At 66.5% G+C, this 25,152-nt stretch carries 21 protein-coding genes and 1 tRNA gene; 8 read left to right on the forward strand and 14 right to left on the reverse strand.

Translation table 11 applies throughout. The annotated features are described in order from the left end of the window. Positions 1–44 precede the first annotated feature (44 nt). Positions 45–1,415: a DUF2252 domain-containing protein gene (locus ASF08_RS01450; RefSeq protein WP_056140324.1), complete on the forward strand. Its 1,371-nt coding sequence runs from the start codon at positions 45–47 to the stop codon at positions 1,413–1,415. A 145-nt stretch (positions 1,416–1,560) separates the two neighbouring features. Here ASF08_RS01450 and ASF08_RS01455 read toward each other — a convergent pair whose 3' ends face one another. The 7 genes from ASF08_RS01455 to ASF08_RS01485 form a co-directional block, all read right to left on the reverse strand. Beyond that, positions 1,561–3,300 carry an MFS transporter gene (locus ASF08_RS01455; protein ID WP_082473001.1) on the reverse strand — a complete coding sequence of 580 codons (1,740 nt, stop codon included), beginning with the start codon at positions 3,298–3,300 and terminating at the stop codon, positions 1,561–1,563. 386 nt (positions 3,301–3,686) lie between these two features. Continuing rightward, positions 3,687–5,381, reverse strand: coding sequence for a cation acetate symporter (locus tag ASF08_RS01460; protein ID WP_056140331.1), 1,695 nt, complete (start codon positions 5,379–5,381; stop codon positions 3,687–3,689). Next, complete coding sequence (locus ASF08_RS01465; RefSeq protein WP_018045146.1) at positions 5,378–5,686, reverse strand: DUF485 domain-containing protein; 309 nt, start codon at positions 5,684–5,686, stop codon at positions 5,378–5,380. The genes ASF08_RS01460 and ASF08_RS01465 overlap by 4 nt, the downstream gene beginning before the upstream one ends. Positions 5,687–5,932: 246 nt before the next feature. Continuing rightward, positions 5,933–7,882, reverse strand: coding sequence for an acetate--CoA ligase (acs, locus tag ASF08_RS01470; protein ID WP_056140334.1), 1,950 nt, complete (start codon positions 7,880–7,882; stop codon positions 5,933–5,935). A gap of 169 nt (positions 7,883–8,051) precedes the next feature. Next, positions 8,052–8,312 (reverse strand): hypothetical protein, encoded by a 261-nt coding sequence (locus tag ASF08_RS01475; RefSeq protein WP_056140337.1) that lies wholly within the window; start codon positions 8,310–8,312, stop codon positions 8,052–8,054. Positions 8,313–8,425: 113 nt separating this feature from the next. Further along, positions 8,426–9,718, reverse strand: a complete 1,293-nt coding sequence (locus ASF08_RS01480) for an ABC transporter substrate-binding protein (protein ID WP_056140340.1) — start codon at positions 9,716–9,718, stop codon at positions 8,426–8,428. 141 nt (positions 9,719–9,859) lie between these two features. Further along, positions 9,860–12,652, reverse strand: coding sequence for an ATP-binding protein (locus ASF08_RS01485; RefSeq protein WP_162238933.1), 2,793 nt, complete (start codon positions 12,650–12,652; stop codon positions 9,860–9,862). A gap of 328 nt (positions 12,653–12,980) precedes the next feature. Here ASF08_RS01485 and ASF08_RS01490 point away from each other — a divergent pair, with 328 nt between their 5' ends. The 4 genes from ASF08_RS01490 (at position 12,981) to ASF08_RS23610 (ending at position 14,856) form a co-directional block, all read left to right on the forward strand. Then, positions 12,981–13,469, forward strand: a complete 489-nt coding sequence (locus ASF08_RS01490) for a phasin (protein WP_026176167.1) — start codon at positions 12,981–12,983, stop codon at positions 13,467–13,469. Between the two features lie 332 nt (positions 13,470–13,801). After that, entirely contained in the window at positions 13,802–13,999 is a 198-nt protein-coding gene (locus tag ASF08_RS01495; RefSeq protein ID WP_373321320.1) for a DUF2798 domain-containing protein, read from the forward strand. A 215-nt stretch (positions 14,000–14,214) separates the two neighbouring features. Further along, positions 14,215–14,382: a hypothetical protein gene (locus ASF08_RS25235; RefSeq protein WP_187273350.1), complete on the forward strand. Its 168-nt coding sequence runs from the start codon at positions 14,215–14,217 to the stop codon at positions 14,380–14,382. A gap of 141 nt (positions 14,383–14,523) precedes the next feature. Further along, the gene (locus ASF08_RS23610) at positions 14,524–14,856 is read left to right on the forward strand and encodes a hypothetical protein (protein WP_018045139.1); all 333 of its coding nucleotides are present in this window, start codon (positions 14,524–14,526) and stop codon (positions 14,854–14,856) included. Positions 14,857–14,929: 73 nt separating this feature from the next. Here the strand turns inward: ASF08_RS23610 and ASF08_RS01500 are convergent, their stop codons facing one another. The 6 genes from ASF08_RS01500 to ASF08_RS01525 form a co-directional block, all read right to left on the reverse strand. Next, complete coding sequence (locus ASF08_RS01500; RefSeq protein ID WP_056140351.1) at positions 14,930–15,583, reverse strand: L,D-transpeptidase; 654 nt, start codon at positions 15,581–15,583, stop codon at positions 14,930–14,932. Positions 15,584–15,693: 110 nt separating this feature from the next. Further along, on the reverse strand, positions 15,694–16,500 hold the full coding sequence (locus ASF08_RS01505; protein WP_018045137.1) for a transglutaminase-like domain-containing protein: 807 nt from the start codon (positions 16,498–16,500) through the stop codon (positions 15,694–15,696). Positions 16,501–16,572: 72 nt separating this feature from the next. Further along, the gene (locus ASF08_RS01510) at positions 16,573–17,493 is read right to left on the reverse strand and encodes a transglutaminase family protein (protein ID WP_056140840.1); all 921 of its coding nucleotides are present in this window, start codon (positions 17,491–17,493) and stop codon (positions 16,573–16,575) included. 221 nt (positions 17,494–17,714) lie between these two features. Further along, the gene (locus ASF08_RS01515) at positions 17,715–18,326 is read right to left on the reverse strand and encodes a response regulator (RefSeq protein ID WP_018045135.1); all 612 of its coding nucleotides are present in this window, start codon (positions 18,324–18,326) and stop codon (positions 17,715–17,717) included. 207 nt (positions 18,327–18,533) lie between these two features. Continuing rightward, complete coding sequence (locus ASF08_RS01520; RefSeq protein WP_018045134.1) at positions 18,534–19,679, reverse strand: transglycosylase SLT domain-containing protein; 1,146 nt, start codon at positions 19,677–19,679, stop codon at positions 18,534–18,536. A 317-nt stretch (positions 19,680–19,996) separates the two neighbouring features. After that, positions 19,997–20,073: transfer RNA gene (locus tag ASF08_RS01525), tRNA-His, on the reverse strand. 235 nt (positions 20,074–20,308) lie between these two features. Here ASF08_RS01525 and ASF08_RS01530 point away from each other — a divergent pair. Then, on the forward strand, positions 20,309–22,141 hold the full coding sequence (locus ASF08_RS01530) for a chloride channel protein (protein WP_056140354.1): 1,833 nt from the start codon (positions 20,309–20,311) through the stop codon (positions 22,139–22,141). A gap of 93 nt (positions 22,142–22,234) precedes the next feature. Here the strand turns inward: ASF08_RS01530 and ASF08_RS01535 are convergent, their stop codons facing one another. Next, on the reverse strand, positions 22,235–23,596 hold the full coding sequence (locus tag ASF08_RS01535) for an MFS family transporter (RefSeq protein ID WP_056140357.1): 1,362 nt from the start codon (positions 23,594–23,596) through the stop codon (positions 22,235–22,237). 400 nt (positions 23,597–23,996) lie between these two features. On the opposite strand from ASF08_RS01535, the gene ASF08_RS26080 reads away from it, so the two are divergent. Both ASF08_RS26080 and ASF08_RS26085 read left to right on the forward strand, forming a co-directional pair. Further along, a complete protein-coding gene (locus ASF08_RS26080; RefSeq protein ID WP_338011730.1) occupies positions 23,997–24,434 on the forward strand; it encodes a hypothetical protein in 438 nt (145 codons plus the stop codon). Continuing rightward, positions 24,431–24,808 carry a DUF1236 domain-containing protein gene (locus ASF08_RS26085; protein WP_308444979.1) on the forward strand — a complete coding sequence of 126 codons (378 nt, stop codon included), beginning with the start codon at positions 24,431–24,433 and terminating at the stop codon, positions 24,806–24,808. Before ASF08_RS26080 ends, ASF08_RS26085 begins: the two co-directional genes overlap by 4 nt. The last annotated feature ends 344 nt before the right edge of the window (positions 24,809–25,152 follow it).

Raw genomic sequence — 25,152 nt, forward strand, 5'->3', positions numbered from 1 at the left:
GCGGCGAACGGCCTGCGCGCATCGCCCTGTCGAGGCTATCTTCCATGACCAACACGTATCTTTCCTCCAATCGCGCGGAGCGCCGGGCGGCCGGCAAGCGCCTGCGCGATTCGGTCCCCCGGGAGTCGCATGCCGATTGGTACCCGGCCGAAAACCGCGATCCGCTGGCTGTCTTGCGGGCGAACGATGCGGGCCGGCTGCTCGAGCTGATCCCCCTGCGCCACGAGCGGATGCGGGCCAGTCCGTTCGCCTTCCTGCGCGGGGCCGCCGCCGTGATGGCCTCCGATCTCGCCGGCGTTCCGGTTCCGGGCATCCCGGTCCAGGCCTGCGGCGATTGCCACATCGGCAACTTCGGCGTGTATCGCAGCGCCGAGGGCCAGACCCTGTTCGACATCAACGACTTCGACGAGACGCTCTGGAACGTCGATTTCACCATCGACGTGAAGCGCCTCGCCGCCAGCGTCGCCGTCGCCGCCTTCGCCCAGGGCGAGGACAAGGCGTATCGCGCGGCTCGCGCCAGCGTCTGCGCCTATCGCGAGCACATTCGCGAGTTGTCCTATCTCTCGCCCCTGGCGATCTGGCACAGCCGCATCGACCTCGATGAAGAGATCGGCCGCCTCGGCGATGGGGACCTGTGCCGGCGCCTCCTGGCCGATGCGGCCTCCGAGACCGCCGACGGTCTGAGCCATGGCGACGCCCCGGACCTCGACCCGGCGACCTTCCATTCGGACCCGGCCCAGTGGCGCATCGCCGACAAGGACCCGACGATCTTCCACGAAGGTCCGAACGGCCTGACCGAGGCGGTGCAGGAAGCGGCCGCCGCGTTGCTCGCTTATCCGCAGAGCCTCCAGGCCGACCGCAACCTGTTGACCCTGCGCTACATGCAGCGCGACGTCGCCTTCAAGGTGGTGGGCATCGGCTCGGTGGGCACGGTCTGCGCCGTGGGGCTCTACTCCGACGCGGATGGCGCGCCGCTGTTCCTGCAGATCAAGGAAGCCCGGCCTTCGGTCCTGGGTCAGCTCGCCCTGAGCCCGTTCTTCCTCGCATCCGAGGGTCAGCGGGTGATCGACGGCCAGCGCATCATGCAGGCGGCCAGCGACATGTTCCTCGGCACCGCTCATTCCGAGGTGAGCGGGCGCTCCTATTACGTGCGACAGCTCAAGAACAAGAAGCTCTCGGCCGTCGCCGAGATCCTCGCCGAGAGCGGCCCCAAAGCCTATGCCCGGCTCTGCGGCACCACGCTCGCCCGTGCCCATGCCCGCTCCGGGGACGCGGCGATGATCGCCGGCTATCTCGGCAAGGGCGACGCCTTCGACGAGGCGGTGGCCGAGTTCGCCATGCGCTATGCCTGGCAGACGATGGCCGATCATCACGCCCTGCAGGCGGCCCATGCGGAGACCGTCGAGGCTGCTTGACGGCACACGGGCTCCGCGCGCGGACGACACGAGAAAGGGCCCCGGAGCGATCCGGGGCCCTTTTTTTTCATGGCGGAACATCGGGGGCTTCACGTCCGGCGTCGGACCGTGGCGGAGAGCCCGGTCCGACGCCCCCGATCGAGGACTACCGCGCCGGGCGGTCGTCCCAGGTGAAGATATCCCTGTCCTTGGTCTCGGGGATGAACAGGGCACCGATGATGGCCGTCGCGAGGGCGATGACGATCGGGTACCAGAGGCCGAAATAGATGTCGCCGGTCTGGGCCACCATGGCGAAGGCCGTGGCCGGCAGAAGGCCGCCGAACCAGCCGTTGCCGATATGGTAGGGCAGCGACATCGAGGTGTAGCGGATGCGCGTCGGGAACAGTTCGACGAGGGCCGCCGCGATCGGGCCGTAGACCATCGTCACGTAGAGGACGAGGATCGTCAGGATACCGATGATCGTCAGCTTCTGGACCGAGAAGATGTCGATCATCTTGGCGAAGTTCGACAGGCCGTCCTTCGGTTCGATGGCGATCTTCACGATGCTCGGGTTGGTGGCGGTGGGGTAGCCGGAGGCGGTGAGGGCCGCGCCGATATCCTTGGCGAAGGTCGGATCGGCGGCGGCGAACTCCTTGCCGGCGACGGTGACGGTGGCCTTGGTGCCGGGAGCGGCGGGCTCGGTGGTGTAGTTCACGGCCGAGCGCGCGAGCAGCGCCTTGGCGATGTCGCAGGAATTCGTGAACTTGGCCGTTCCCACCGGATTGAACTGGAACGAGCAATCCGCCGGATCGGCCTTGACCACCACCTGCGTGCTCTGCTGGGCCGCGTGCAGGGCCGGGTTGGCGGCCGCGGTCAGCGCCTTGAACAGCGGGAAGAAGGTCAGTGCCGCGATCACGCAACCGCCGAGGATGATCGGCTTGCGGCCGATCTTGTCGGAGAGTGCGCCGAAGAACAGGAACCCGCCGGTGCCGAGGATGAGCGACCAGGCGATGAGCACGTTGGCCGTGAACTGATCGACCTTCAGGATCGTCTGGAGGAAGAACAGCGCGTAGAACTGGCCGGTGTACCAGACCACGGCCTGGCCGGCGGTGAGGCCGAGGAGCGCGAGGAGCGCCCATTTGGCGTTGCGCCACTGGCCGAACGCCTCGGACAACGGTGCCTTCGAGCCGGTGCCCTCGTCCTTCATCTTCTTGAAGGCCGGGCTCTCCTGCATCTGCAGACGGATCCAGACCGAGACACCGAGCAGCACGATCGAGACCAGGAACGGAATGCGCCAGCCCCAGGCGGCGAAGGGCGTGATCGTCCCGGCCGAACCATCGGCGAGGGTGGTGGCGACGGGCGCGTAGTTCGCGTTGACGTAGATCTGGGTGAACAGGATCACCATCAGCGACAACAGCAGCCCGAGGGTCGCCGTGGTCTGGATGAAGGCGGTGTAGAAGCCGCGACGCCCGGGGGGAGCGTGCTCGGCCACGTAGACCGCCGCGCCGCCGTACTCACCGCCGAGGGCGAGGCCCTGGAGCATGCGCAACGCCAGCAGCGCCACGGGTGCGACCCAGCCGACGCCGTACTCGTTCATCGTGGCGTAGGACGGCAGCAGGCCGACCACGAAGGTCGAGATGCCCATGATCAGGATAGTGACGAGGAAGGTATACTTGCGGCCCACCAGGTCGCCGAGACGACCGAACACCAGCGCACCGAAGGGGCGGACCAGGAAGCCGGCGGCAAAGGCCATCAGGGCGAAGATGTTGCGCGTGGCTTCCGGGTAGGCCGAAAAGAACTGTGCGCCGATGATCGCGGCGAGCGATCCGTAGAGATAGAAATCATACCACTCGAACACGGTGCCGAGCGAGGAGGCCAGGATGACCTTCTTCTCGCCGGCACTCATGGGCCGTGCGGCATCCTTTGGTAATGAGACCGCTGACGTTGCAGACATGGGGGGAACCTCCAAAATTTTTTATACTTCCAGGCTTTTGCAGGCCTGGCTTTCAACACTTCAGAGACTTGGGCACTGCGTCGGCGTTCGCAGTCGCCCTAGTCCTGGCGCGCGCTGGTCTGACCGCTCACGGAAAAGAGAGCGATCGACGCTACCTCACGCCATGATTTCGCCCAAGAGTGAAAAAGCTGTACGGCACAAGGATACTCACGTTTTTATGCAAACGTGTCACTTTGGTGCCGATTGATCGGGCCGCCGCCCGGCGGGATGCCATGAATGAGAAAGGGCGCGGCTTCCGCCGCGCCCTTTCAAGCATTTGTCGAATGATCTTGAAACCGTCAGTGAGCGTGAGCGCCGTCGGCTCCGATCCCGGTCTCCGAGCGCACGAACTGCTGTTCGAACAATGCGCGCTCGCGCTTGGCCCTTGCAGTATTGTCGAGCTTCGACACCACATAGATCGTGAGGAAAGCGAGCGGCATCGAGAACAGGGCCGGGTTGTCGTAGGGGAAGATCGCCACCGGATTGCCGAAGGTCGTCACCCACACCGCCTTCGACAGGATCACCATGCCGACCGCCGCGAAAAGGCCGACGAAGCCGCCGATGAGGGCACCCCAGGTGGTCGTGCCCCGCCACAGGATCGACATGGTGAGGATCGGGAAGTTGCAGCTCGCCGCCACCGAGAAGGCGAGGCCCACCATGAAGGCGACGTTCTGGTTCTCGAAGACGTAGCCGAGATAGATCGCCACGATGCCGATGACGACCGCCGAGATCTTCGAGAGCCGGACCTCGGAGGTCTCGTTGCTGCGCCCGCGGGCGATGACGCTGGCGTAAAGGTCGTGGCTCACCGCCGATGCGCCCGCGAGGGTCAGGCCGGCCACCACCGCGAGGATCGTGGCGAAGGCCACCGCCGAGATGAAGCCGAGGAAGTACGGTCCGCCCACGGCATTGGCGAGGTTCACGGCGACCATGTTGGTGCCGCCGACCATGCCCTTGAGCTTGTCGAAGGCGCCGGCCGGATCGAGTTTGAAATAGGCCGGGTCGGACATCAGCAGGGCGATGCCGCCGAAGCCGATGATGAAGGTGAGAATGTAGAAGTAGCCGATCAGGCCGGTGGCATAGAACACCGACTTGCGGGCGGCCTGGGCGTCGGAGACCGTGAAGAACCGCATCAGGATATGCGGCAGGCCGGCGGTGCCGAACATCAGGCCGACGCCGAGGGAAATCGCCTCGATCGGGTTCGAGACGAGGCCGCCGGGCGCCATGATGGCGTCGCCCTTCGGGTGCGTGGCGACGGCCGCCGAGAACAGGGCCTCCGGGTTGAAGCCGTATTTGTAGAGGACCGCGCCGGCCATGAAGGTGGCGCCGCCCAGCAGCAGGCAGGCCTTGATCACCTGGACCCAGGTCGTCGCCTTCATGCCGCCGAAGGCCACGTAGACGATCATCAGCACGCCGACGATGACCACGGCGTAGAGGTATTCGAGCCCGAACAGGAGCTGGATCAGCTTTCCCGCGCCGACCATCTGGGCGATCAGGTAGAAGGCCACGACGACGAGGGTGCCCACCGCCGAGATGATGCGGATCGAGGTCTGGTCGAGGCGGAAGCTCGCCACGTCGGCGAAGGTGAACTTGCCGAGGTTGCGCAGGCGCTCGGCGATGAGGAACAGCACGATCGGCCAGCCCACGAGGAAGCCGGTGGAGTAGATCAGCCCGTCGAAGCCGGAGGTGTAGACGAGGCCGGAGATACCGAGGAACGAGGCGGCCGACATGTAGTCGCCGGCGATGGCCAGCGAGTTGGTGCCGGCCGAGATGCCGCCGCCTGCGGCGTAGAAGTCGGAAGCCGACTTGGTGCCCTTGGCCGCCTTGTAGGTGATGCCGAGGGTGAAGAGCACGAAGAACGCGAACATGCCGATGGCCGGCCAGTTCGTCTGGGCCTTCGTGACGGCGCCGATATCCGGGCCGGCCGCATAGGCGGCACCCGCGAGAATGACCGCGAGGGTGGTGCCGAGGGCGATGGGGTGGGCGGAGCGGATCATCGGCCGAGGTCCCGCTTGAGCGCGGCGGTCAGTTCGTCGAAGCGGCCATTGGCGCGCTGGACGTAGATGCCGGTGAGGATGAAGGCGAAGACGATCACGGCGACACCGAGGATCAGGCCCAGGGACGTCGTGGCGCTCCCGATCTTCAGGGCGAGCAAAGACTTGTCGAAGGCGATGAGGCCGATGAAGCCGAAATAGACCAGCAGCATCAGGATGGTCAGCGTCCAGCCGAAGCGGGTGCGTTCGTGCACGAGCTCCTTGAACCGCGGGTTCTGCGCAATCCGCGCAGTCTCGATATCGGACATGGCGTACCTTTCCCTGGAGCGTCGACCCTTCTGAACGGGGTCTCGGTCTCGACGAATACTGTAGCGATGAAGGAGCGGGTGCGCTTAAGTCTGCCGATCCTGTCTCATGTCCCGAGGCGCGTCAGCGCAAGCGTCGCAGGGTCACGATATCGTCAGGTCGAACGGAAGCGACGGCTCGGGATCCGGCCAGGACGCGATCGGCGCATCTCCTTCGAGATGCGCCGCTTCGTTGCGGGAGTTTGACGATCAGTCCGCGCGGTTCTGCCGGTTCTCGATCAGGTCGTCGACCACGGCCGGCTCGGCGAGGGTCGAGGTGTCGCCCAGCGACGAGAACTCGTCCTCGGCGATCTTGCGCAGGATGCGGCGCATGATCTTGCCGGAGCGGGTCTTGGGCAGGCCGGGGGCGAACTGGATCAGGTCCGGCGAGGCGATGGGGCCGATATCCTTGCGGACCCAGGCCACCAGCTCCTTGCGCAACTCGTCCGAACCGTCCTCGCCCTCCATCAGGGTGACGTAGGCGTAGATGCCCTGTCCCTTCATGGAATGCGGGTAGCCGACGACGGCCGCTTCCGACACCTTCGGATGGGCGACGAGGGAGGATTCGACCTCCGCCGTGCCCATGCGGTGGCCCGAGACGTTGATGACGTCGTCGACGCGACCGGTGATCCAGTAATAGCCGTCAGCGTCCCGGCGGCAGCCGTCGCCGGTGAAGTAGAGGTTCGGATAGGTGGAGAAGTAGGTCTGCTCGAACCGCTCGTGGTCGCCATAGACCGTGCGCATCTGGCCCGGCCAGGAATCCTTGATGCAGAGGTTGCCCTCGCAGGGGCCGTCGAGTTCCTTGCCCTCGGCATCGACGATCAGCGGCTGCACGCCAAAGAACGGGCGCGTGGCCGAGCCGGGCTTCAGCCTGGTGGCGCCGGGAAGCGGGGTGATGAGGATGCCGCCGGTCTCGGTCTGCCACCAGGTGTCGACGATGGGGCAACGGCTGTCGCCGACCACGCGGTAGTACCAGTCCCAGGCTTCCGGGTTGATCGGCTCGCCCACCGAGCCGAGGACGCGCAAGCTGGCCCGCGAGGTCTTCTTCACCGGGCCCTCGCCGCCGCCCATGAGCGAGCGGATCGCCGTGGGAGCGGTGTAGAAGATGTTGACCTTGTGCTTGTCCACCACGTCCCAGAACCGCGACGTCGACGGGTAGGTCGGGATACCCTCGAACATCAGGGTCGTGGCGCCATTGGCCAGCGGCCCGTAGACGATATAGCTGTGGCCCGTGACCCAGCCCACATCGGCCGTGCACCAGTAGACTTCGCCCTCGCGGTAATCGAAGACGTATTGATGCGTCATGGCGGCGTAGACGAGGTAGCCGCCGGTGGTGTGGACCACGCCTTTGGGCTGGCCCGTCGAGCCTGATGTGTAGAGGATGAAGAGCGGGTGCTCCGCCTCCACGGCCACGGCCGGGCAATCATCGGTGACCTGGGCGGCGGCCTCGTCGTAATAGACGTCGCGGCCGGGCTCCATCGGCACGGCAGTGCCGGTGCGGCGCACGACGATCACATGGTCCACCGCATCCTTGCCGAGCCGCGCGATGGCGGCGTCGACATTGGCCTTCAACGCGACCTTGCGCCCGCCGCGCAGACCCTCGTCGGCGGTGATGACGAGCTTCGAGGCGCAGCCTTCGATGCGGCCGGCCAGGGAATCCGGGGAGAAGCCGCCGAAGACGATGGAGTGGATCGCGCCGAGCCGGGCGCAGGCCAGCATGGCATAGGCCGCTTCCGGGATCATCGGCAGGTAAAGGGTGACGCGGTCACCCTTGCCGACGCCGCGGTTGCGCAGCACGTTCGCCATCCGGCAGACTTCCGCATGAAGATGGCGGTAGGTGATGTGCTTGGATTCGTTGGGGTCGTCACCTTCCCAGATGATCGCCACCTGATCGCCACGGGTGGCGAGGTGGCGGTCGATGCAATTGTAGGCGACGTTGGTCTTGCCGTCCTCGAACCATTTGATCGAGACGTTGCCCGGAGCAAAGCTCGTGTTCTTCACGGTGGAGTATGGCGTCGACCAGTCGATCCGCTTGCCGTGCTCGCCCCAGAACGCAGCCGGATCGTCGACCGAGGCCTTGTACATCGCCTGATACCCGGCATCGTCCACATGCGCGCCGTCGATCCAGGCCGCGCGGACGTCGACCACCTTCTCGTCCATGACGTTTTCCCTGCTGGTGCCCGATCGTATCGCGAAAACCGCGCAGCCGGGACTTCCACCTTGTTCTTATGCGCAGGAGCAGATTTACCGCAAGCGCGAAGGGGCATGATCCAACAGCGCCGGCACCCCCCAATTGGGGGAATACTCCTCGCCAGCGGTGGCCTGCAGGTCAGTTGCAGCCGATACAGATCCCCTTGATGCCCGAACCTTCCGGTTTGGGCCGCTTGCCGCCGTCGTCACGCTTCACCGGCGTGTCGGGCGCGGCCGCGGCGCCGGGGGGCTTGGTGACGCCGGTGGGGGTGATGTTGCGGAAGGCGCCGGCCGAGTCGAGGTTCTGCCCGGTCGTCGAGGTGCCGGCCGTCTGGGCCAGGACGCCGGTCGCTCCGGCCATGAAAAGTCCGGCGGCCAGAAGTCTCAGGGTTGTACGCATCGCGCTTCTCCATCTGTCGCGGAAGAACGGATGGGGTGCGCCGGGGTTGCTTACGGCCGAAGAGCGGCGTCGTCGAACACTGTGTCGGCACGGGTAGGCCACGCCAGGGCGGGTCAGGGAAGCGACCCGCAGGGCTCGGCGCGGGCCGGCAGCGACGGGTTGGCCGTCCGGAACTCGGCGACGACCGCATCGAGGCGCGCATCCACGATGTCGCTCATCTGCGGAACCCCCTCGGCCACCCGGAGCCATTTGGCGCCATCCCAGACCTGCACGAAGCCGGAAGGCCGTCCGCCGTGATCGCGGCAGGTGAAGGTGAGGGAATGGGCAAAGCCCGCCAGTCCGAGTCCTTTCCAGCGGCTGTCGTCGATCGAGAGGCCCTCGAAGGCGAGGCGCACGTCCGCGCCGCGCAACGGTGCGCCGCGCCGCGCTCTCTGGGCCTCCGCGATGGCTTCGGCGGCGAGCACCGCGTTGTAGACGCCCCGGTTGTAATGGGTCTCCCCCGAACCGTCCTTCGGCGTCGAGGACAATCCGCGATCGGCGACGAAGGTGTCGATGGCATCGAAGGCGGGGAAAGCATCGCCGAAAGCGTGGCGGCTCACCTCCTTGAAGCCGCGGCTCGCCGAGCCGGTACGGCGGATGCCGTCCTGATCGGGCCAGCGCAGGGCGATCATCCGGTCGGGCGGGAAGCCGACCTTCAGGGCCTCCTCGATGGAAGCTCCACTCCGCGTGCCCTGGCCGAGGAGGATGACATGGTCCGGGCGCGCGGCGGCGATGCGTGTCCACAGGGCGGCCTTGCCGGCCTCGGTCTCGTCGTCGGCGAAGAGCGGTGCCGAGAACCCGTAGCGGGCGCCGAGTTCCTGCAGGATGACGAGGGCGGACGGGTCGGCGCCCGCATGGCTGTAGACGAGGCCGATGGAGAGGCCCTGCAGTTCGGACAGGCCGCCGAGCCTATTGGCGAGATACCGGATCGCGATGGTGATGCCGCCGAGCACGGTGGAGGAGGGGTTGAACACCCATGGAAGCAGGTCGCCGCGCGTTCCGGCCGGGAAGCCGTCGGCGAGGGACAGGATCGGGATCCTGTCGCGCGCGGCCGGTTCCAGCAGGTCCTGGGTGATGCCCCGGTCCGGCGTCGTGATCAGGACCGTTCCGGACGCCTGCGCGGCGGCGTAGCAGGCCCGGGCGCGCTCGACCTCCGAGGCGACCTCGCATTCCTCCACCTGCAAGGGCACGCCGCCAATCCCGCCATCGCGCTGGTTCAGCATCTCCAGGTAATCGTGAACGCCATTGGCCACCCGCGCGCCGATGGCGGCGCCGGGACCCGTGCGGTTGGTGAGGAGGGTCATGCGGACGGGCTCGGCGGCTTCGGCCGACAGGCAGAGCGCCAGGATCAGGGCCGTCACGGCCATCGGAGGCAGGCGTCTCGTCATGGAGAGTGCATGGGGCCCGGTCCTCCGCAGGCCGCGCGTCGCAGGCGCGAGGCACGCCGCATGGCCCGCCGATGATGGCAGATGCCCGGCCGTGAGACGAGTCCGCGCCCGCCTCGACGGTCAGGCGGTCCTGACCACCGCCTGAGGCGGGAACAGCATTTCCACCAATGTGCCCTCGTCCTTCCGGCTCTCGATGCGGAAGCTTCCGTGATTGGCCTCCACCAGGGCCTTCGTGAGCGGCAGGCCGAGGCCGGTGCCGGTGCTTCGCCCATCCGCCCGCCCCTTGGGCGAGGCCGCCACGGCGATCTGCCGGAACGGTTCGAGGGCGGTCTCCACCTCGTCCGGGCTCATCCCGATCCCGGTGTCGCGCACGCGGAGGGCGATCTCGCCCCGGTCCGCCAGGGTGGTGGAGACGATGACCTGCCCGCCGGCCTCGGTGAAGGCGATGGCGTTGGCGATGATGTTGAGGGCGGCCTGCCGCAACGAGCGCTCGTCGGCGACCAGGGGCGGCAGGTCGTGGGAGAAGCTCGTGCGCAGGACGATCCGGTCGCGCATCGCCTGCGGCTGCAGCATCGCCACGCAATGGGTGACGACGTCGTTGAGGGGCACCTCCTCGAAGGACAGGTCGAGGCGCCCGGCCTCGATCTTTGCGAGGTCGAGCAGGTCGTTGACGAGGCTGAGGACGTGGGTGCCCGAGGCGTGGATATCGCCGAGATAGTCGCGGTAACGCTCATGGCCGATGGGGCCGAACGGCTCGGCCAGCATCATGTCGGCAAAGCCGAGGATGCCGTTCATTGGCGTCCGGATCTCATGACTGATCCGGGCGAGGAAATCCGACTTGCGCGCGCTGGCATATTCCGCCGCGCGCCGGGCGTTCGAGGATTCGGCTTCGACGCTTCTGGTGGCGCGCACGTCCCGGACGGTCATCACCATGCGGCCGTCGTCCCGCCCGGCGAGAGGCGCCACCTGGATCAGCATCGGCAGCATGCCGGCGGCCGCCCGGGCGATGACATCGGGCACCGGTTGCGACTGAGCCGCCTGTGCCGGGCCGGCGATGCCATGGACGCTGGCGAGCACGGCCACGGCGCTTTCCGGCGCGAACAGGCTGAGAATGCCGGCACCGACGACCTCGCGCGGGTCGAGACCGAACGTCGCCGCCGCGCTACGGTTGAGCCCGATGATCCGGGCATTCCGGTCGAGGGTGACGACGCCGTCTTCCAGGCTGTCGAGCACGGCCTGCGCGTCGGCGGCGCGGGCGCCGGCGAAGGCGTCGGCGATCTGCATCGCCGCGCGCTCGCGGGCCGGCTCCCCCGCGACCGCATCGCGGACGAGGAGCAGCTGGGCCGGCGCGCCGGTCCAGTCGACTTCGGACGCCTGGATATCGACGCTCAGGCGGTCACCGGCCCGGGTGGTGAGCAGAGCGGGCGCGCCATCCGCCGACCGCTCGTGTGGGATGAGCCCTCCGAACAGCCTGTCGAGGCCACCCGACGCGGTGAGCTCGGCGAGATCGGCGAACCCGGCCATGGTCAGCAGGCGACCATTGGCGAACAGGACGCTGTCGTCGCGATAGATCATCACGCCGCCTGGCAACCGTTCGAGCGTCGCCGCCACGGCGGCGTTCGGGCCTTCCGGAGCCGGTTCTACATTGCGCGCCATCGCGGAGGGGAACTGGGTCACCGATCCACTGGCCGGGCGTTCGTCGTCCGTCGTGACCTCTTCATCGGATTCGGAATCGCCGGCAAAGCGCGCGCCCAGGGCGCGGGCGATCTCGCGGAACGCCGCATGCTCGTGGCTCGACAGATGAGAGTCCTGGAGCGTCGGCCAACCGCTCTGGGCGTCGGACGAAGGCTCGGTGGCGAACTCGACCTGTTCGGGCGGCGCGTCGGATTCCGAAACGAGCGGCGGCGGGGCAGGGGGAGCATCCGCCTCCACCACCGGGCTCGCCGCGTCTGCGATGAGAAAGGGGGAGGGTTCGGCGACGGGCGGGAGCGCCGCCGCCTCGATTGCCGGAACCCCGGAGGAAACGGGCGATCCGGTACTCTTGGACAGAGAGGTGACGGGGGCCGTCACCTCGGCCGGATCGGCAAAGGTGCCGATACCGCCTGCCGCCTCCGGGACGGGTCGCTCGCTCGGAGACTGATCGGGGGACGCTTCCACATCGTCCGTGCTCGCCACGACATCCTGTGCCGAGGGGGACACGGAGGGGCGGACCATGGCGAAGCCGTTGAATCCGGAGAACTCGTCTCCGGCGCGCCGGGTCGGCGTACCGGAGATGTCGAGATCCATCGCATCCGGCGCCCCGTCCGGCTGCAGGGTGACGGAGATCGCCCGGAAGGTGCGGCGCTGGGCGAGGGCGAGCAGGAGCCCCTCCGCATCGAGGAGCGTACGGGTCTGTGACAGGGCGGACCATGTCCGGCCGAGCATCGCCGGTTTGACCGACGCGGCGGCAGCGCCGGAAATGTCGGTGAGCCTGTCGTCGGCATCGCTGCGCCATACCAGGCGGCCGGTCTGCATCGAAGGAGTGTCCTGCGGCGAAGGCACGCCTTCCGCGACCGGGGACAGGCCCGCGGGATCTGGCGCCTCCGCGGCCTGCGGGAGGGCGGGCTCCACGATGGCTTTCTGTGGCGATGCGCGGTGGTTCGGCAAGCGGTCGAGAAGCGCCACGATCAGCAGGTTGCGCCCCGACTTGTCCTTCGTCCGCAATACGAGGCAGGTCGTGGCCGCTCCGAGACGGCGCGTTTCGAACCGAAGCTTCATCAGCGTCGGCCGATCCAATGGGAGACGGCGCGGGCGAACCTGGTCGCACAGGCGAATTGCATCGACCCGGCCCGATTCGTCGGTGCCGATCGCGCGGCCGAGGCCGTCCGCCGCCGTCGAAGCCAGCAGGACTCGCTCCGCTGTCCCGTCCAGCACGAGCCAAACGGCATCCGGGGCGCTCAGGCGAAGCCCGAACCGCGAATCACCACTCCAGTGTCTGACGAGGTCGCCGAGGTCCGGTTCGGGGCCGGACGTCGGTTCTTCAGCCCCTTTTTCGAACATCCGTACCCGTTTCGCCTGGCATGTAAGTGATTCGCGCCCTTTTTTACCCGCAACGCGCCGCCGATATAGACACCAAGCGCTGCCGGTGCGCGTTTACCTTTTGTCATCCTTAATGCCACGCACGAGGGTGGCATAGGGCAGGCGATGTGTTATTGTGCAGCGCACAACAAACGATCAACAAGCAAGTTCAGAGGAGACGGACATGAGCAACACCCCGAACTATGAAGTGCCTGCTGAAATGCGCGATTTTGCCGAAAAGAGCGTCGATCAGGCCCGCAAGGCTTTCGATTCGTTCATCGGTGCGGCCCGCCGCACCGCCGACACGGTTCATGGCTCGGCCGATACGGCCCGCACGAGCGCGCATGACGTCTCCGCTCGCGGCTTCGAGTTCGCCGAGCAGAACGTGAATGCCGCCTTCGACCTCGCCCAGAAGCTGGTTCGCTCGCGCGACCTGCAGGAGGCCATGCAGCATCAGGCCGAGTTCGTCCGCAGCCAGTTCGCTGCGATCCAGGCCCAGGCCAAGGAGTTCGGTGGCTTGGCGCAGAGCGCCATGCAGCAGGGTGCCGAGAAGGCCAAGGCCGCTATGCAGGAGACTGCCGAGAACACCCGCAAGGCGATGGAACAGGGTACGGAAGCCGCTCGCAAGGCCGGCGCCGATGCCGAGCAGGCCATTCGCAACGCTAATTCCTGATAGTTTCGAAATGCGACGGATCTGATCCGTCCGACGATAGAGGCCCGCCCCGCCCGCACGGTGAGGCGGGCCTCGCTGTTTTTCGGAAGACGGGCTCGATGATCCGGCTCGATATTCGGTTGTTGACGGTCCCGGCCAAGCTGTCCTAGTCAAGTTTCGCCGCGCCGAGCGCGTGCCGTAAGCGTCTGACGTCAAGCAACGCATTTTCCGATCCGTCATCCGGTCGGTGTCAGTGCTGCCCCGGATTACGGTCCAGACGTCGGGTTATCATGAACCGCCTGCAATCGTTCCGTCTCCGCGGATGCCTGCCACAGAGCAGTCAGTGGCTCATCATGCCGCTGGTACTTTCGCTGCTGATGACGCTCGTCGTCTCGGCGATCTCCACCTACAAGACCTTGGGGGCCGACGCGGCTTTCCTCGACCATTGGCCGCCGGCCTGGGCTTTGTCCTGGGTGGTGGCGTTCCCGACGCTTCTGCTGGTCCTGCCCCTGGTCCGCCGGATCGTCGGGTTCCTGGTTAGATCAGCCTGACGCCCGCCCCGGCCTACAAACATCAGATGTCCGGAAGGACGATCCGGATCGAGCCAACGAAGGCTGAGGCAGGTTCTCAGACGAGCCGGCACGGCATAAGAAACTCCCGCATCGCTCCAGAGGCCATGCCCGGTGCGGTGCGGGAGCCTTGCTCGAGAGCCTCTAGACTAAAGCTCAGGATCGACAGGCGGCGCAGATCGGGGGAATGGGGATCGATGACCATCAAGCCGGGTGATTACGTAGGGTCGGACGACAACGAGGCGACCATGACCGTCGTCGAAATCGTGGACGACAAGGCCCTGTGCCGCTGGTTCGTGGATGGCGACGTCGACGGCGACGAACTGGAAGCGTGGCTGCCGATCGCCTCCCTCACGGTTCTTTGAAAGGCGCGCGATCGCCGGTGCCGTAGTCCCGTCGGCGACGGCAGCGAACGACGTGCGACACGGCGCTTGCACCGCGGCGAGCGGTCTCCTAACCCTGGCGCCCCGCCCGGATTTCGGGCTCGTCGAAGAGGGCGATCCTCCATGCGACCTGGTTTTTCGCGCTCCGCCCAGCGTTTCGGCCTGTTGGCCCTCACTCTGGCTGGTGTGCTCTCCGCTGGCGCCGCCAGCGCGCAATACGATGACGAGGGCTATTACCGTCCGCCGCCGCGCCGTGATTACTACGACGATCGCGGCCCCCCGCCCCGCCGGGCCGTGGGCCTGAACTGCGATGCGGTTCAATCGGGCATCACCGGGCCGCAGCCTTATTCCTGTCCCCTGCCGGGGCCACGTCCGCTCGGCGCCCGCTGCTTCTGCGACATGCCAATCGCGTCCTTCAGCGCACCTCAGACGGCAGTGGGGCGCGTCGTCCCGTAAGGGTCGAGCCGACGACGAAGAGCGCCGCGCCATCCTGCGATGACGCGGCGTTGTATCTTGAGCCGGATGTCGTTCAGTTGAGGACGACGACCTTGGCGCCGACCTTCACACGCTCGTAGAGATCGGTGACGTCGTCGTTGGTCATGCGGATGCAGCCGGAGGAAACGGCCTGACCGATCGTGTCGGGCTCGTTCGAGCCGTGGATCCGGTACTCGGTGTTGCCGATATACATGGCACGTGCGCCAAGCGGGTTCTCTACACCACCGGCCATGTAGCGCGGCAGGTCGGGGCGACGAGCGATCATCGCGGCCGGGGGAGTCCATGACGGCCACTCGCGCTTGGCGGTGACAGTCTTGGTGCCCGACCAGGTGAAGCCTGGGCGGCCGACACCGACGCCGTAGCGGATGGCTTCGCCGTTCGGCAGGACGAAGTAGAGACGCCGCTCGGCGGTCGAGACGACGATGGTTCCCGGCTTGTATGCGCCGTTGAAGCCGACGATCTCGCGCGGGATCGGCGCGACCTGGGCCTGGGGAGCGGCCTGAGCGCCCTGACCGACGGTGCCCTGATAGCCATAGGGATCGTAGGAGGGCTGAGCGTACTCGGTCTCGGGGTAGTAATCGTCGCCACCCGTTCCGAACGGATCGTAGGAGGAGGCGGCGAGGGCGGGGGTGGAAGCGAGGATGCAAGCACCCATGATGCCTGCAAGAGCGGTCGCCAACGTCTTCATGGTCGGATGCCTTGGCTGTACGGTAACCTTTGCTATACAAGCGTAAGCGTAGGCCGGTGGTTCCACCCCCCGATGCAGATTTCACATCTCGTTAACGTGAGCTTCCAAAATCAGTACACCTCGTCGGTATGCACGTCGAAGCGGGCGAGGTGCGAGTATCCGAAGTTGGTGGTGATCGCGACGTCGGTGGCGTCGCGACCCCGCGCCATGACGATGCGGCCGATGCGCGGCGTGTTGTGGCGGGCGTCGAACGTGTACCAGCGCCCGTCGAGATAGACTTCGAACCAGGCCGAGAAATCCATCGGGTCGGGGACGGGCGGGATGCCGATATCGCCGAGATAGCCGGTGCAGTAGCGCGCGGGAATGTTCATGCAGCGGCAGAAGGCGACGGCGAGATGCGCGAAATCGCGGCACACGCCCTGCCTCTGCATGAAGCCGTCCCATGCGGTGCGCGTGGCGTCGGCGAGCATATAGTCGAAGCGGATGCGGTCATGGACGTAGTCGCAGATCGCCTGGACCCGTGACCAGCCCGGCATCGTCCCGCCGAACAACGACCATGCGGTCTCCGAGAGCTTGTCGGTGTCGCAGTAGCGGCTGCCGAGAAGGTAGACCAGCACGTCGCTCGGCAGGTTCTGGACATCGATCTGCTGTGCGTAGGGAGCGTATTCGTCCGGCATTCCCGTGTCATAGACAGTGAAGTCGGCCGAGATGTCGAGACGCCCCACCGGCGTGACGATGCGGGTGCAGATGTTGTCGTAGACGTCCCGGTATTCCTGGAAGGGGATGGGCGGATTGAAGCTGATGACATGCGGCGTCATCACATCCGGCATGCGTGACGGGTGCACGCTCAGTTCGAGGATCATGGGCGTCGGCTGAACCGATTCGAAGGCGATGTCGAACCCAGTCCTGATCTTCATCGTAATGGCCCCATGTCTGTAAAAATCTGGTCTGAACCCGGTCGTCGTCCGACGACAGGGGCGTGATCGTCGTCAACGCACGAGGATCGGATCCGGTGTGCGCTGCTCGATGGAACCCGGTTCGACTTCGTCGACCTCGACACTCACCGACATGCCGAGATCGTCCGCGGGAAACCCGAAGAAGGAGCCGTGCAACGGCACCGCCTGGCGCGGGTCGCGCGCGACGGCGACGCGGATGAGGTCGCGGTTGCCGACGATGCCGTTGGTGGGGTCGAACTCGATCCAGCCCGCGCCCGGCAGGTAGACCTGGACCCAGGCATGGGTCGAGCCGCCGCCCACATGGCGGTTGCGGTCCCCGCGCGGGTTGTAGAGGTAGCCGGAGACGAAGCGGGCGGCCATTCCGAGAGCGCGCACGGCCTCGATCATCAGCACCGCGAAATCGCGGCAGCTTCCGCGCTTGAGGCGCAGGGTGGTGACGGGATCCTGAACGCCTTTTTCCGAGCGGGCGAGATAAGCGAAATTGCGTCGGACATGGCGCGTCATGTCGGCCAGCAATTCCTGCGTGCCGACGCGGCCGGCGGGCGGGACGAAGCTGCGCGCCCAGGCATCGACCTCGTTCTTCGGGTCGCGATGCTCGCGCTCGATGGAACGGCTGAGATCGGGCATGTCGTCGGCGCCGTAGCCGAAGGGGTAGAAGGCCGCATGCGGCGCGATGGGGAATTCCGGCGCCAGTTCAGGCGTGTGGTCGAGGGTGATCGAGCAATCGAAGATGAGGGACGAGGCCCGCCCCTGAAAGGTGGCCACCGCGACGCAATTGCCGAACACGTCGTGAAGCCAGCGCAGGGACGAGGGCTCCGGCGTGATCTTCAACGTCGCGGCGAGCAAGCGCTGGTCGTAGCTGTCGCGAGGCCGGAACATGATTCGATGCTCGCCCAACCCGACGGGCTGGCGGTAGCGGTACGTGGTGATGTGTCGGACGGACAGTATCGGCACGTTGACGGGCTCCGCGGCACCGGTCGGTACCACTCTCTTGGATCGACGCAATGCAAGAGGTGCGCCCAACTCCGTGGCGGAGCAGGATTCCGCTGCCACGCCTGCGCAGCATTGTCCTGGATATCATCGCCGGGGCAATGGTCGGCGAGCCTGCTCGACAGGGATGTTTTTGGATGAAGGACCGTGCGGCCCGAGTCGATGTCTCGGTGCGCAGCCGTCGATCAGGGTACGGCCGGCGGAGGATTGCTCGTGGCGTGCTCGGCCTCCACCAGAACGTCCTGCGGTCGCCAGGGTTTAGGGATGAACACCACTCTCTCGGGTAACGCATCCGGTCGCGGGGCGCGCCGGCCGGAGGTGACGACCATGCGGGCCGTGGGCCACAGCATGGCCACGGCCCGTGCGAGCTGCAGGCCGTCCATGACACCGGAGAGCTGGATATCGGCAAAGACGAGAGCGACGTCCCCACCCCGATCCCGCATCACGGCGAGCGCCTCTTCCGCCGAGCTGCAGCCGATCGTGTCGAGTTCGGTCTCATCGAGAAGGGCGACCGCCAGACCTTGCGTCGACGCGTCGTCTTCCACCACCAAAGCGAGGCGACCGGACTTGCGCACCGGTGCGGAGACGACGGGCTCCGGCTCGGCCGCAGCGTCCGGCGAAGGTACCTGACGAACGAGGGCGGCCAGATTCTCGGGGATGCCCTCGGCGATCAGGTCGTCATAGAAGGAAGCGAGCGCTTCGCCGATCTGATCCAGAGCGAGGCTGGGCGCGAGCGTATCGTGACCGGCGCGCTTGGCGGGAGCGGCCTTGAACGGCGTGGGGGACCGATCCTTCAACGGGCCTTTTGGATCGAGCACGTCATCCCTCCGACTTTCGTAATCCGCCCCCGCACGACATGCGCGACTGCAAGCTCAACGTCGGGAGTTCGGCGTCAGTTGCCCCAATGGACAACAAGAGGGGCCGGCATGCGGCGAACGCGGCCGCAAGGCGCGTGATCCGTGCCGGCGACGGACAGCATGAAGATGGAAATCGGTGTCGTGCGCCTACTCGGCCGACGCGTCGGCATAGGCCATCACGCCCGAAAGCGAGCGGACATCGCGGTAGCGGGCGCCGCGGGTGCTCATCATGGTCTCGAACTTCTCGTGAACCTCGGCCACCGACAGGCTTGCGGCCTTGCGACGACCGCGCTGCGCCGCGAAGAAGATGGTACGGTTGGCGCGTGCCGGGCCGGGCAGCATCTGTGCCGCGGCGGATTTCGGCTTGTCGACCACGCTGGCGAGGAATTCCTCGGCATCGTCCGGCCCGAGGAAGTGCGCGAGGTAGACCTCGCCGAGGGTGAGTTCGCGACCGATGCGCAGGGAGATTCGCGCCGCGTCGCGCTTGAGCATCTCGCCCGCCATCAGGGCAGCGAGGTAGGGATCGCGCCGCAATTCGAGGATGCGGGTCCGCTCGGCGGCATCGGCGACGCTCGGCTTGCCATTGTCGCCGGAGACCACGAGGGCCGCTTCCTGCGTCAGCCCGTATTTCGGTCCGAAATCGCGCACGACGCCGAGCCAGGTCCGCTCGATGAACTGGAACAGACCGGTGGCAGAGGAGGTCTTGGCCTGCACTTCGGTGATGAAGCTCGATTCCTTGTCGGCCACCGCCATCAGCAGGACAGGGTCGGTCTGGACGGCCTGTGCCGCGCGGACGATCTTCTGCACGAGGTGGCGCCGGATCTTCATCGGCCCGAATTCGAGGATGTCGTTCGGGTCGCCGACGGCGCTCTCGGTGAGCAGATAATCGTAAGACACCCGGTCGACCGCATTGGAGCCGATCTCGGTGTCGAGGTCGTGGACGGCAGCGAAGGCCGAGGACGCCGTGAGCACGGTGGGCGCCGCATCGAGGACCGCCGGTACCGACGATTGAATCCTGGGCTTGGGCATCGACGGCTCGGTCATCGCCTGAGCCGACTGCACCACGGCGCCAAAGCCGCTCGTGCCCGTGCCGTTGAGGACGACGGCGCTGAGGCCGCCGGCGACCAGCATCATCGCGATAACGGAGCGCGTGAGCGCGGGGCGGCTGCCATGATCGCGGCCGACGCGATTCTTGAGGGTCAGAGCATCGGACGATGTCGCGACGTCACCGCCAGCGCCGAAGCGGCGCGAGGGAGGGGAAATTCGTGATGATCCGACCTTCTGAACCCGCATCTGATCGACTCGTCTCCGTGTGGTGGCGCACATCGGCATTTACGAGGACAGTTGTGGCGACAAAACGGCTAGGCTTGTGCTCATCCCGTGGCGTCGATGGCCGCTTTGAGGCAGCTTGGCCGTAAGTCGAGGCAACGGCCGCGCTATCGCGCGCTCGATCGGACCCGCTCCGTGTCCATCGGACACTTACGACATCGCCGATTCCAGACTTTCGATGGAGGGATGGCGTCTCGGCCGTCGGACCTCATGGAAGTCCGTGACGCGAACCCGTGCCCGATGCCTTGCCGGGCGTCGTCATACGCGCCCGGAAGGTCGAATGGTACCACTGCCCCGGCTCGAACGGGGGACCTCTTGATCCACAATCAAGCGCTCTAACCAACTGAGCTACAGCGGCACTCGGGCTGCGATGTATCCCGAGGCCGCGGGCATTTCAAGCGCCTGCGGCGCAGGGAATGCAGAATGGGGAAAACTCATTGTCGCGCGCAGGCGGGCTCGCACCGGAAACCGGTCGACGCCTCCGGCCTTTGCCCCCTAAGGTGGCGGCTGTTTCCCACCCCTTTCGTCTCACTCTTTCCCATCGGTCGATGAAGCCAAGAAGCGTGCCGCGCCGTGGATTTCCCGCTGGCGAGATGCTGGTTCACGTGCCCGGCCGATTGCGCGCCCTGGTGCGCGGCAGCGAGTTCGGCCTCGTGATCCTGGCCGCCTGCGTTGGAACCATCGCCGGGATCGCCGTCTCGGCCATGAGCCTCACGACTCAGGGCCTGCGGGAAATCCTCTATCGCCTGCCGCACGGCGCGCGCCTCAGCGCATCGACGGATGTGGATCCGCTCCTCATCCTGTTCGGCCCGGCCATCGGCGGCTTGGCTATCGGCTTCATCGCTTTCGCGCTCGCGCGCTGGCGCGGCGGCCCGCAACGGCCCATCGTCGATCCCATCGAGGCCAATGCCCTGCATGGGGGGCGGCTCTCGGTGAAGGGGTCCGTCGCCGTGGCGGCCCAGAACGTGATCTCGAACGGCAGCGGTGCCTCGGTCGGCCTCGAGGCCGGCTTCACCCAGATCTGCGCCAGCCTCGCCTCCCGTCTCGGCGTCGCCTTCGAAATGCGCCGCTCCGATCTACGGACCCTGGTGGGCTGCGGGTCGGCCGCTGCCATCGCCGCCGCCTTCGGCGCGCCGCTCACGGGGGCGTTCTATGCGTTCGAACTCATCATCGGCACCTATTCCATTGCCACCCTGACACCGGTCGTGGTGGCGGCCCTGTGCGGCAGCCTCGTGGCCAAGGCGCTGGTGACGCAAAGCCCCCTCGTCAGCGCCAATGGGTTCGAGGCCCTGACGACCCGGGCGATTACGGGAATCGACACCCTGCCGAGCCTCGCCCTCGGTCTTGCCTGCGCCGGGCTCGGCATCCTGATCATGCGCGGCGTCACCCTGGTGGAGCAGGGGGTGCGGGCGACCGGTCTGCCGTCCTTCCTCGCGCCGGCCCTCGGCGGTCTCTGCGTCGGCGCCCTGGCTCTCGCGGTCTCGCCGCAGATTCTCTCCGGCGGTCATGGCGCGCTCCATCTCCACCTCGATGTCGACATGCCCGCCATGGGGATCGGTGCCCTGGCGCTGCTGTTCGTGGCCAAAGCTTCGGCCTCGGCGATCTCCATCGGATCGGGCTTTCGCGGCGGGCTGTTCTTCGCTTCCCTCTTCCTCGGCGCCCTTGCGGGGAAACTCTTCGCCGCGTTGGTGGCGGAGACGATCCCCGGCCTGTCAGGCCTTCACGGATTGTCCGGTCTGGAGAGCCTCACAATGTTCGGCCTCACGCCGCTCGCCTATGCGGTGATCGGCATGAGCGCGCTAGCGGTGGCCGTCATCGGCGGCCCGCTGACGATGACGTTCCTCGCCCTCGAACTCACCGGCAGCTTTCCCATAACCGGCCTCGTCCTCGTGGCCGTGATCGCCTCGTCGATGACCGTGCGGAAGACCTTCGGCTATTCCTTCGCCACCTGGCGCTTCCACCTTCGCGGCGAAAGCATCCGCAGCGCGCACGATATCGGCTGGATCCGGTCGCTCACCGTGGGGGCGTTGATGCGCCGCGAGGTCGAAACCACACCGGTCGACATGACGCTGCGGGATTTCCTGAAAGCCCATCCCCTCGGCTCGCCCTCGCGCGTGGTGCTGGTCGACGGGGAAGGGCGCTATGCGGGGATCGTCCTGGTGCCCGAGGCCCATGCCCTCGCTAACGTCGATGGCGAGGCGGCTCTCGCCGAGGCCATACGCTATGCCGACGTGTTCCTCACTGCCGACATGAACGCCAAGCAGGCGGCCTGTGCCTTCGATGGCGCCGAGAGCGAGGCGTTGGCGGTGGTGGACGATCCGGCCTCGCGCCGGGTGGTCGGCCTGCTCACCGAGAGCCACACGCTGAAGCGCTACACCGAGGAACTCGACCGGCAGAGGCGGGCGATCATGGGCGAGTCTGGATAAGCACAGGACGCTTCGCGATTTTCTGTGCCGGACCCAGGAGCTGGTTTCGCCATCGCCCCATCCGCCCTGGAAGGGCGGATGGGATTGGTCGTTTCAGGCCGGCACCACCCGGCGCGACTTGCGCATCAGCGCTTCTTCCACGGTGCCGTCGCCGTCGAGATAGCCGTGACGCTTGGGGTTCGGCATGATCAGCGAGCCGATGAAGGCGATGGCAAGCATCGCCGTGACGTACCAGAAGAAGCTGCTCTCAGAGCCGATCTGCTTCAGATACAGGGCCACCATCTCCGCCGTGCCACCGAAGATGGAGTTCGCGACCGCGTAGGAGAGGCCGACGCCGAGCGCGCGGACCTGGGTCGGGAACAGTTCGGCTTTCACGATGCCGCTGATGCCGGTGTAGAAACTGATCACCGTGAGGCCGATCATGATCAGGCCGAACGAGAGGTACGGGTTGGTCGTGGCGCCGATGGCGGTCATCAGCGGCACCACCATCAACGTGCCGAGCCCGCTATAGAGCAGCATGTTGGTCTTGCGGCCGATCCGGTCCGACAACCAGCCGAAGAAGGGCTGGATCACCATGTAGACGAGAAGCGCCGCCGTGGAGATCTGCGAGGCGGTGATCTTGTCGATATGCGCCGTGTTGAAGAGATACTTCGGCATGTAGGTGGTGAAGGTGTAGAAGCTCAGGGAGCCGCCGGCGGTGTAGGCGAGCACCACGCAGAACGCCCGCCAATGCTTGAAGAGGGCGGCGAAGGTGCCGGATTCCTTCGAGGCCATGTCCTCTTTCGTGGCGGTTTCCGCGAGCGACGAGCGCAGGAACAGGGCGACCACAGCCGCCATCGCGCCGATCAAGAACGGGATGCGCCAGCCCCAGGCGGTGAGTTGCTGGGCGGTGAGGACGCTCTGCAGGATGATCAGCACCAGCGAGGCGAGGAGCTGGCCGCCGATCAGGGTGACGTACTGGAACGAGGCGAAGAACCCGCGCTGACCCTTCAGGGCGACCTCGCTCATGTAGGTCGCGCTGGTGCCGTACTCGCCGCCCACGGACAGGCCCTGGATCATGCGCGCGAGCAGCAGCAGGGCGGGAGCCCAGTGCCCGACGCTGGCATAGGTCGGCAACACGGCGATCATCAGCGATCCGCCGCACATCATCAGCACCGAGATCATCATCGAGGTCTTGCGGCCGAGACGGTCGGCGATGCGGCCGAACAACCAGCCGCCGATGGGGCGCATGAAGAACCCCACGGCGAACACGGCCGCGGATTTCAGGAGCTGGCTGGTATCGTCACCCTCTGGGAAGAAAACCGGCGCGAAGTAGAGGGCGAAGAAGGCGTAGCAATAAAAATCGAACCACTCGACCAGGTTGCCCGACGACGAGCCGACGATGGCGAAGATGCGGCGACGGCGATCTTCCGGATCGTCGGGCCGCGAAGGATCGATCGCGATAGCATCGGACATGTGGACTCCCAGACTTCGAGCAGGACCTTCGGAGTAGGTCTCTTGGGCGGCGACGTTAAGCACCGGTCCAAGATTCACAAGGGCTTAAGCGCGGCTTTTCTACAGCGCGCTTGAAATGTCAGCCGTTCTTCGCGCCGGGACGGTTGGCTGTTCAGAGCCAAAGGATAGGCGAGCGCGCCCGTCCAATGAAAGGCGCATCATTCAAGCTTGAGCGTGCTTGAGCGTAGCGGTCTCCATGATGAGAGGCGTCATGTTACAAAAAATGAGGAACGGTTTTGCCGGTCTTTCTGTTTCGGCTTCGCATCGGCGCCTGTCGGCGTCTGAGTTCCACATGAGAATGGACTGATCGACATGAGTAAGCTCTTGCGGAGTACGATGACGGCTGCCGTTCTGGTCGTCGGTGCGGCGACTGCTTTCGCCCAAGGTGGGCCTGGAGCCGGCGGTGGAGGCGGTGCGGGCGGCGGCGCGGCAGGAGCCGGTGCGCCGGGGGGTGGCGGCGCGGGTGGTGCGGGATCGGCCGGTGGCGCCGGAATGCGTGGCGGCGGTGGCGCCGGAGCGGAACGTGGTGGAGCGGCAGGCGGTTCGGAGCGCGGCGGTTCCCCGGGGGAACGTGGCGGTCCGGCGGGCGAGCGCGGCGGAGCTGCCGGGATGGAACGGGGCGGTGGCGACCGGAATGGCCGCATGGAGCAGGGTGAACGCCCGGGTGCCGGCGGAAGGACAGATGCAAGCCGGCCCGATCGTGACGGCAAGGCCGATCGCGATGGTAAGCCTGAACGCGATGACAAGCCGGACCGGGGCGAGCGCATGGAGCGAGGCGGCAAAGCCGATCGCGACATGAAGGACGGCAAGGCGGACCGTGGCGAGCGGATGGATCGCGAGAAGGGTGATCGCGGTGACAGGGGCGGGCGTGGAGATCGTGGCGGACGAGGCGACAGTGGCGCCGTGCGCGGAGCCTATGGCCGGCTTGGTGCTCCGCAGCGGACGGAGTTTCGCCAGAACGTGCTGCGTCGCGGCATTCCACGCCTCGCCGCCGGTGCCTTCGCCCTGACGGTGGGGACAGCCATTGCTCGCAATTACACCCTTTACGACCTCCCGCCGGATATCGTTCGGATCGTGCCGGAATACGAAGACTACCGCTACGTCCTCGTCGATGACGACATCGTCATCGTCGATCCCGATACCTACGAAATCGTGGACGTCATTCGCGGCTGATCTCGGATCGGCGGTTTCCCCGAGAGGGGAGCCGCCGCAGGGCGAAGCATCTTCCTTTGTCGTCCGTAGCCGCGATGCCGGCCATAGCGATACTGGTGCTCGACCGCCTCCACGTGATGATGCGAAAGTAAGTCCAGAGGCTCCGGATCGGTTGTCATCACCGATCCGGAGCCTCTACGTTTCAGCTTTTGCACCGATCTGTTGCTCGGGGCGAAAGGCATGTCGCTCCGCCACCGGCACCGCTTGGTCGTTCGGGCCCTCGACGTGTCGCAGGTTCCCAAGCGCAGAAACGCGCGGTGCCTTTCCGGACCACGTAGCTCGGGCAAAGCCGGCCCGCACGGTGC

The organism is Methylobacterium sp. Leaf85 (genome assembly GCF_001422125.1).
GTDB classification, from domain to species: domain Bacteria; phylum Pseudomonadota; class Alphaproteobacteria; order Rhizobiales; family Beijerinckiaceae; genus Methylobacterium; species Methylobacterium bullatum.